This window comes from Bradyrhizobium sp. YR681 (assembly GCF_000282615.1).
Taxonomy (GTDB): domain Bacteria; phylum Pseudomonadota; class Alphaproteobacteria; order Rhizobiales; family Xanthobacteraceae; genus Bradyrhizobium.
Genome location: NZ_AKIY01000230.1, coordinates 45,481 through 53,200, shown reverse-complemented (window position 1 = coordinate 53,200; position 7,720 = coordinate 45,481). Strand labels below are relative to the sequence as shown.

Below are 7,720 nucleotides of genomic sequence, written 5' to 3'. Positions count from 1 at the left end.
GCGGACGGCATCGTCAATTCGCGGGGCGAGGGAGGCCAGAAGGAAAGTTCGGCTCCCGGGAGAGCACGGCATAAGCCGTCCGACCATCGCGCAGGGAAGGCCGAGTGATCGGCTCCACCTGTATGCTGCTGTGCGGTTCTTCCTGCGTGTGCTTTCGCGCAGCGGACCGCGGGTGCGAGCTGGCACCCGGCCTTCCCTGCGCCCTCTTGGCTAACGAGGGTGGAGTGACCAGGCAAAACTCGGGCGATATGCGCCGCGAGACCGCGAAGGTGTGTCTGCTGCTTTCTACTGCGTGAGGACGTTCGATTGCGGGTTTTCACGGCGGCGGACCGGCGGAAGGTGATGGGAGCGATCGGCTTGCAGTGGCGTGAAACGACGTCCGACGCGATCGACGTCCAGCCCGGCGGGCCGCTAGCGGGCGCCGCCGCCACGGGCCACCATTGGACCGGAGCCTACGCTCAGCTTCGCGTCGATGACGCGTTCAATGACCATTTGACCGGCGCGATCGGTCGCGTCCCAGCCGCATCGACGCAGGTTTATGGCCGGGCGACCGCTCGTGGCACAAATCGGCCGCTGCGGTCATCGATGCATGATCTGCTTGAGGAATGCGCGGGTTCGATCCTGCTTCGGATCCGAGACAAAATCGGCCGGCACGCCGTCCTCGATGATCCGGCCGGCATCACCTCGCGTCCGGGCCCGCAGCGGTTTGAGCGCCACATCGCGGATGGGAGGCTGCTACCGGTTCTCACCGCGCCGCGGGTGGATTGGAGGGGGCGCACCGGCAGGCTTCATCCAGGGGCGCCGAATTGCATCCTGTTCGGCGAACCGTGCGATGGTATCGGCTTCGTTGCGGGTCATGTCGATGTCGTCCCAACCGTTGAGCAACTGCTTCTTCCAAACTGCATCGATGGAGAAGGTCACGACGAGATTGCCGACGGTGATGGTTTGCGCGGCAAGATCTATTGTCAAAGGCCGGCGCTCGACCAGTTCGTCGGCGCGCAGCAGCCGTTCGGAATCTTCCTCGCTGATCTGAGCCGGGAGGACGCCGTTCTTGACCGCGTTGGAGGCAAAGATATCGCCGAAGCTCGAGGCAATCACGACGCGGATGCCGTAATCGGCGAGTGCGTAGACCGCGGCCTCGCGCGACGATCCGCATCCGAAGTTACGTCCGGCGATGATGATCTCACATCCGGAAATTTTCGGGTCGTTCAACGGAAACTGCGGCTTCGGTGCGCCGTCGGTATCGAAGCGCAGGTCGTGCAGCAGAAAGTTGCCGTAGCCCTCGGAACGGGGGCGTCGCATGAAGCGCGCGGGGATCAGTTGATCCGTATCGATGTTGTCGATCGCCAGCTTGCAGGCGAGGGCGGTGATGGTCGTAAACGGACGCATCTGAATTCTATTCCCGGGCGAGAAGACGGCTGTCGATGAGGTGACCGGCGACAGCCGCGGCGGCAACCATGGCTGGTGACATCAGGTGCGTCCGGCTTCCCAGCCCTTGGCGTCCCCTGAAATTTCGATTGGTCGTGGAGGCGCAACGTTCGCCGGATGGCACCGTATCGCCATTCATCCCGACACACATCGAACAGCCCGAGGCGACCCATTCCAGTCCGGCGTCGCGAAATATCCGATCGAGACCCTCTTGCTCCGCCTGTTGCTTGACCGCCACCGATCCCGGCGATACCAGGCCTGGCACGCGCGAGCGCCGGCCTGCGAGGATCGCGGCGGCGGCGCGCAGGTCTTCAATCCGGCTGTTGGTGCAGGAGCCGATGAAAACCCGATCGATCCGGATCTCGCTCAGCGCCTGCCCTGGACGAAGATCCATGTAGCCGATCGCTTCGCGCGCAGCCTCTGCCTTGTGCTCATCGTCCATCCGTGCCGGATCCGGCACCGACCCGTCGATCGCAGCCGCCTGTTCCGGACTGGTCCCCCAGGTCACGACCGGCGCGATGTCGTGCCCATCGAGGACGACTTCCCGATCGAATGCCGCGTCAGCATCGCTTGCCAGCAAGCGCCAGTCGTCGATGGCGCGGTCGAGATCATCACCGCGCGGTGCAAACGGAAGGCCTCGCACATAGTCGAACGTCGCCTGGTCCGGCGCGATCAGGCCGAGCCGTCCGCCCGCCTCGATGGAGAGGTTGCACAGCGTCATCCGCCCCTCCATCGACAGCGCTTTGATGGCGCTGCCGGCGTATTCGATGGCGTGGCCTTGGGCGCCGTCGGCGCCGATCCTGGCGATGATCGTCAGGGCGATGTCCTTGGCACCGGTTCCTGCGGGCAGGTGACCCTCCACGACGATGCGCATCCGCTTGGGCCGCTTTTGCCACAGCGTTTGTGTCATCAGCACATGCGCGACTTCCGACGCGCCGATGCCGAACGCGTAAGCGCCGAACGCGCCATGGGTTGAGGTATGGCTGTCGCCGCAGACGATCGACAGCCCGGGCAGTGTCAGGCCCTGCTCGGGTATTGCGACGTGAACGATGCCCTGGCGCTGGTCGGATTGACCAAACGATAGAATGCCGTGCTCACGGGCGTTGCGGGCCAGTTGTTCGATCATGCCCGCGGCCTCTGTGTTGGCCGCGCTGGAGGCCGGCCGGGTCGGCACATAATGGTCGGCGATTCCGAAGGTCAGGTCGGGCCGCGCAACCGTCGCGCCGCGAGTCCTGAGTTGATCGAAGGCGTGAAACGAGCCCTCATGCACGAGGTGCCGGTCGATGAACAGCAGGGTCTGGCCATCCTCACGCGTTGTGATGGCGTGGGCATCCCAGAGCTTGTCGATGATACTTGCCGGTTGCGTGTCCGTCATGGAGCGTCCGAGTTCGCCGCTAACTCCCCCACCGATATTCTGTTTCCCGACCAGATCTGCCGCTTATTTCCGACTTTCCTGCTCGATCAATGGGCTTGCGGCTCAAGTTGTATCATATACTGTACATTTAAATGTATTAAGCACAAGGTGCCGCATGGCCGGTGTCGAACCGTCAAAGACCAGGCAAGTCTATCTGGTGCTGCGCGACCGGATCGCCGGTGGCCGGCTCGACGATCAGGGAACGTTGCCGCCCGAGCAGGCGCTGGCGGCCGAATATGGCGTGTCGCGCGTCACCGTCAGGCGCGCGCTTGCCGAGCTGGAGCAGGAGGGATTGATCGCTCGCCGCCGCGGCGCGGGGACCTTCGTGCTCGGCGCCGGCGGGGCCAAGCCGATCGTGGCGGATTTTTCCGATGTGCTGGCCAATTTGGTGGCGATGGGCCGTGAAACCGCGGTTCGGTTGCTCGCCTTCGACTATCGCGAGCCGTCGGCGGCGATTGCGTCCACGCTGAAACTCAACGCCGGTGAGAAGACCCAGTTCTCGGTGCGGGTCCGCCTGATCGACGGCCAGCCCTTCTCGCATCTGACGACCCACGTTCCCCAGCGCATCGGCGTCACCTACACCGAGGCCGATCTTGCCGCGCGACCGCTGCTGTCCCTGCTCGAGCGCTCCGGCGTGCAGATCGAGCGGGCGACGCAGGAAGTGACCGCGGTGCTGGCGACGCCCGACGTGGCGGCCGCGCTCGATGTCGAAGTCGGGTCCGCGTTACTCGGCACGACGCGGACAGTTTTTGCCGCCGACGGCAGCGGCGTCGAGCATCTCAGCGCGCTGTATCGGCCGGATCGCTATGCGCTGCACATGGAAATGGTTCGCACCGAAGCCGCCGGTGTGCGCCGCTGGGCCACCGTGCTGGCGCCCGCGGCTGGCGATCGGATCACCAAGAAAGCGTCATGACCTCGGCCCGTACACCGGCCGCAATCGGATGGAGAGACAGTATGTCCAAGACAGGCAAGACCGGTTTGTCGCGCCGCCGCGTTCTCGAGGGCGGTGCGGCTTTGGTCGCCGGAGCCGTGGCGATGCCGGCCTATCTGCGGGCGCAGGGCGCTGCGATCAAGATCGGCATTTTGCAGCCGGTCACCGGGGCGCTGGCCTTTGATGGTGCGCAAGGCCAGATCGGTGCCGTGGCTGCCATCAAGGCGATCAACGACAAGGGCGGCATCAAGTCGCTGGGGGGCGCCAAGCTGGAAATGGTGTTCGGCGACGCGCGCTCGACACCCGAAGGCGGCACCGCGGAAGTCGAGCGCATGGCGGCAGAAGGCGTCGTGGCGATCGTCGGCGGCTTCGCCAGTCCGATCTGCCTTGCCGCAACGCAGGCGGCCTCGCGCTATGATCTCGGCTACATCGTCGATGTCGGCGTTTCGGACCAGATCGTCTCCCGCGGCCTGACCAACACCTTTCGCTTCGCGCCCGGCTTCGGCATCGTCACCAAGAGTGCGCTCGACAATTTGGTGACCATCAACGATGCCGCCGGCAAGCCGGCCAGGACCGTGGTGCTGGTGCATGAGGACGGCCTGTTCGGTTCGGGCCTTGCCAAGCTGATGCAGGCCGAATTGCCCAAGCGCGGCTTCGAGATCCTCGATACCATCGCGCATCCGACGCCGGCACGCGACATGTCGAACGTGGCGCTGCAGATCCGCTCCAAGAATCCGGATCTCATCATCCCGTCGAGCTATTACGGCGAGTTTGTGCTGCTGGCGCGCACCATGCAGCAGCAGAAGATCAAGCCGAAGGGAATATTCTGCGTGCTTAACGGCGCCGCGTCCAACTACCGCTTTGTCAAGGAATTTCCGGAAGCGGCACAGAACGTCATGGACTGCAATCATTGGTACGACCCGCGCAACGCGGTGGCGCAGGCCCTGAAGAAAGAGGTGGAGGCGTCAGGCAAATTCTTCACCTACAACGTCGCCCTGAATTATTCGGGCGTCCTGCTGCTTGCCGATGCGATCGAACGCGCCGCGTCCGCGGACCGCAAGGCGATCGTTGCGGCTCTCGCATCCTCGACCTTTGCCGGTCACATCATGCCCTATGGTCCGACGCAATTCGTCGGCGGCCAGAACACAGGTGCTGCGCCCGTCAACACCCAGGTTCAGGACAACGACATCAAGGTCATCTTCCCGGCGAGCTTCGCCGACGCCAAGCCGGTGTTCCCGGTCCCGGCCTGATCATTTCCATCGCGTCGATCGGCAAGCCCGGCCTGCCGGGTCTGGTCGCCAATTCCGTCGCTTTTCGCAAACGGCCCGCCGGGCCCAAGGCTCAAGGTCTATGACGTCGCTCGATATACTGGCTGCAGCCGTGCTGAACGGCCTGATGTCCGGGGCGGTCTATGCGCTGATCGCGGTCGGGCTGACGCTGGTCTACGGTGTACTGCACATCATCAACTTCGCTCATGGCGCCATCCTGAGCGCGGCGATGTTTGCGGCCTATCTGGCGTTCCAGGCCGGAGTCGACCCCTATGTCGCAATGGTTCCACTCGCGTTGATCTTCTTCGGGCTCGGCTATGGTTTGCAGCGCCTGGTGATCGGGCCTGCCAGCCACGGCGATGATCGAAACATCCTGCTCATCACGCTGGGATTGTCGATCGTGATCGAGAACCTGCTGCTCGCGGTCTTCAATTCCGATACCAGGACCGTCGATGTCGCCTATGGGTTTTCCACGCTCGATCTCGGCTTCACGTTCCTCGCCTTGCCGCGTGCGGCGGCTTTCGGCGTCTCCTGCCTCGTCGCCGTGCTGCTATGGATTCTCCTGGCGCAGACCGATACCGGCAAGGCGATCCGCGCGGTCGCCAAGGAGAAGCTCGGCGCGTCGCTGGCCGGCATCGATGTCGCCCATATCTACGCAGTGACCTTCGGGCTCGGCGCGGCATGTCTTGCCATCGCGGCGTGTCTGCTGCTGCCAACCTATTATGTGCATCCGCGCGTCGGCAATGCCTATGTGCTCGTCGCCTTCACCATCGTTGTGCTCGGCGGCATGGGTTCTATCCCCGGCGCGATCGCAGGCGGGTTGTTCGTCGGTGTCGTCGAGAGCCTTTCCGGCCTGATGTTTGGCGAAAGCCTCGGCCAGCTCGGCATTTTCGTCATCTTCATCCTGGTGCTGCTGATCCGCCCGACCGGACTGTTCGGAGCCAAGGCATGAGCGTGGCCCGGGCTTACGGCGCGATCGCGATCGCGGCCCTGCTGCTGGCGTTGCTGCCGGTGATGGTCCAGTCCAATACGGTCATCAATGCGCTGGTCACGGCGATGATCATTGCGCTCGCGGCGCAGGGCTGGAATCTGCTGGCCGGTTACGGCGGGCAATTTTCCTTCGGCCATGCCGCGTTCTTCGGTGCCGGCGCCTATGGCAATGCGATCCTGCAAACCCGTTACGGCATCAATGCCTACGCGGCGATGCTGACGGCGACCGCAATTGGAGCCGCCGTTGGCGCCGTCATCGGCTATTTGAGTTTCCGGTCGGGACTGCGCGGCTCTTATTTTGCCCTGATCACGCTGGCCTTCGCCGAAGTGTTCCGGATCATCGCCAATGCCACGCCTTTCACGGGCGGGGCCGCGGGCACCCTGATCAAGTTGCAGGTCTCCGCCGCGAATTTTCAGTTTGCGAGCCGGGCGATCTATTTCTGGATCATCCTCGCAATAGTGACCGCTGTCATGTTCCTGATGCGCGGCATCGAGCGGAGCCGCTTCGGCGCCTATCTCGTCGCCGTGCGCGAAAACGAAGATGCCGCCGCGGCGCTTGGCGTTGATACGCTCGATGTCAAACTCAAGGCGATTATGTTGTCCGCAGCGATGACCGCATTGGCGGGCGCATTTTACGTCCAGTATTTCCTGTTCGTCGATTCGTCGATCGCCTTCGGCACCTGGATTTCGGTCGAAGCGCTTTTGGGGCCGATCATCGGTGGATTGGGCACCGTGTTCGGCCCGTTGCTCGGTGCCCTCGCGCTGCATTTCCTTGGCGAATTGGCCAAAGCCGTGGCGGGCCGGGTTCTCGGCATCGATCTGGCGCTGTTCGGTATCCTGCTGGTGCTGATCATCGCCTTTGCGCGCGATGGATTGCAGGGTCTTCTGACCAGGCTGGCTCGGCTCTGGCGCGCGCGGAGGCCGGCATGACGGCTCCGCTTCTGCGCGTCAGCAATGCCAGCAAACGGTTCGGCGGTCTCCTGGCCGTCGACAACGCCAGCCTGATCGTGAAGGCTGGAGGGATTACCGGTCTGATCGGGCCGAACGGCGCCGGCAAGACGACGCTCTTCAGCCTGATTTCCGGATTTGAGCCGCCAACATCCGGCTCGATCGTTTTTGACGAGGCGGAGATCTCCGGCCTGTCTCCGCATCGCAGGGCGTCGCTCGGTATCGCCAGGACGTTCCAGATCGTCCAGCCTTTCGCCGGCCTGAGTGTGCGCGAGAATATCGCTGTCGGCGCCTATCTGCATTGCCGTCGTCGCGATGAGGCGCTGGACCGTGCCGCCGTGATTGCCGAACGCGTCGGCCTGGCAAGCCGGCTGGATGCGCCGGCGGCCGGGCTTACGGTTTCCGCGCGCAAGCGCCTGGAATTGGCCCGCGCGCTCGCGACCAGGCCGCGCTTGTTGCTGCTCGACGAGGTTCTGGCCGGACTGAACCCGTCTGAAGTGCGCGACATCATTCCCGTCATCAAGGCGTTCGTCGCGGACGGCATCACCATCCTCATGGTCGAGCATGTCATGCAGGCGGTGATGAGTCTGTGCGATCACGTCTATGTTCTGGCCGAAGGACGGATGATTGCCGAAGGCACCCCGGCCGAAGTGACGCGCGAGCCGAAGGTCATCGAGGCCTATCTCGGGCCGGGCGCTGCGGCGCGGATCGCGTCGGGGGCGGCCAGCCATGGCTGAAGCG

At 64.0% G+C, this 7,720-nt stretch carries 7 protein-coding genes and 1 pseudogene; 6 read left to right on the top strand and 2 right to left on the bottom strand.

Annotated features, from left to right (window positions below; translation table 11 throughout):
- Window positions 1–306: 306 nt before the first annotated feature.
- Window positions 307–504, top strand: a pseudogene (locus PMI42_RS38095) (alginate export family protein); the annotation flags it as partial.
- A 231-nt stretch (window positions 505–735) separates the two neighbouring features.
- On the opposite strand, the gene leuD reads toward PMI42_RS38095, so the two are convergent.
- Together leuD and leuC are read right to left on the bottom strand one after the other, a co-directional pair.
- Entirely contained in the window at window positions 736–1,389 is a 654-nt protein-coding gene (gene leuD / locus PMI42_RS24860; protein WP_008139192.1) for a 3-isopropylmalate dehydratase small subunit, read from the bottom strand.
- 7 nt (window positions 1,390–1,396) lie between these two features.
- Window positions 1,397–2,803 carry a 3-isopropylmalate dehydratase large subunit gene (gene leuC, locus PMI42_RS24855; RefSeq protein WP_008139191.1) on the bottom strand — a complete coding sequence of 469 codons (1,407 nt, stop codon included), beginning with the start codon at window positions 2,801–2,803 and terminating at the stop codon, window positions 1,397–1,399.
- A gap of 154 nt (window positions 2,804–2,957) precedes the next feature.
- Between leuC and PMI42_RS24850 the strand changes: the two genes are divergently transcribed.
- The 5 genes from PMI42_RS24850 to PMI42_RS24830 all read left to right on the top strand — a co-directional run bounded on the left by PMI42_RS24850 (window position 2,958) and on the right by PMI42_RS24830 (window position 7,716).
- The gene (locus PMI42_RS24850) at window positions 2,958–3,755 is read left to right on the top strand and encodes a GntR family transcriptional regulator (protein ID WP_008139188.1); all 798 of its coding nucleotides are present in this window, start codon (window positions 2,958–2,960) and stop codon (window positions 3,753–3,755) included.
- A gap of 41 nt (window positions 3,756–3,796) precedes the next feature.
- Complete coding sequence (locus PMI42_RS24845; protein ID WP_008139186.1) at window positions 3,797–5,023, top strand: ABC transporter substrate-binding protein; 1,227 nt, start codon at window positions 3,797–3,799, stop codon at window positions 5,021–5,023.
- 100 nt (window positions 5,024–5,123) lie between these two features.
- The gene (locus PMI42_RS24840; protein ID WP_008139183.1) at window positions 5,124–5,993 is read left to right on the top strand and encodes a branched-chain amino acid ABC transporter permease; all 870 of its coding nucleotides are present in this window, start codon (window positions 5,124–5,126) and stop codon (window positions 5,991–5,993) included.
- Entirely contained in the window at window positions 5,990–6,961 is a 972-nt protein-coding gene (locus tag PMI42_RS24835) for a branched-chain amino acid ABC transporter permease (RefSeq protein WP_008139180.1), read from the top strand. Before PMI42_RS24840 ends, PMI42_RS24835 begins: the two co-directional genes overlap by 4 nt.
- Window positions 6,958–7,716 carry an ABC transporter ATP-binding protein gene (locus PMI42_RS24830; RefSeq protein WP_008139178.1) on the top strand — a complete coding sequence of 253 codons (759 nt, stop codon included), beginning with the start codon at window positions 6,958–6,960 and terminating at the stop codon, window positions 7,714–7,716. Before PMI42_RS24835 ends, PMI42_RS24830 begins: the two co-directional genes overlap by 4 nt.
- Window positions 7,717–7,720 lie beyond the last annotated feature (4 nt).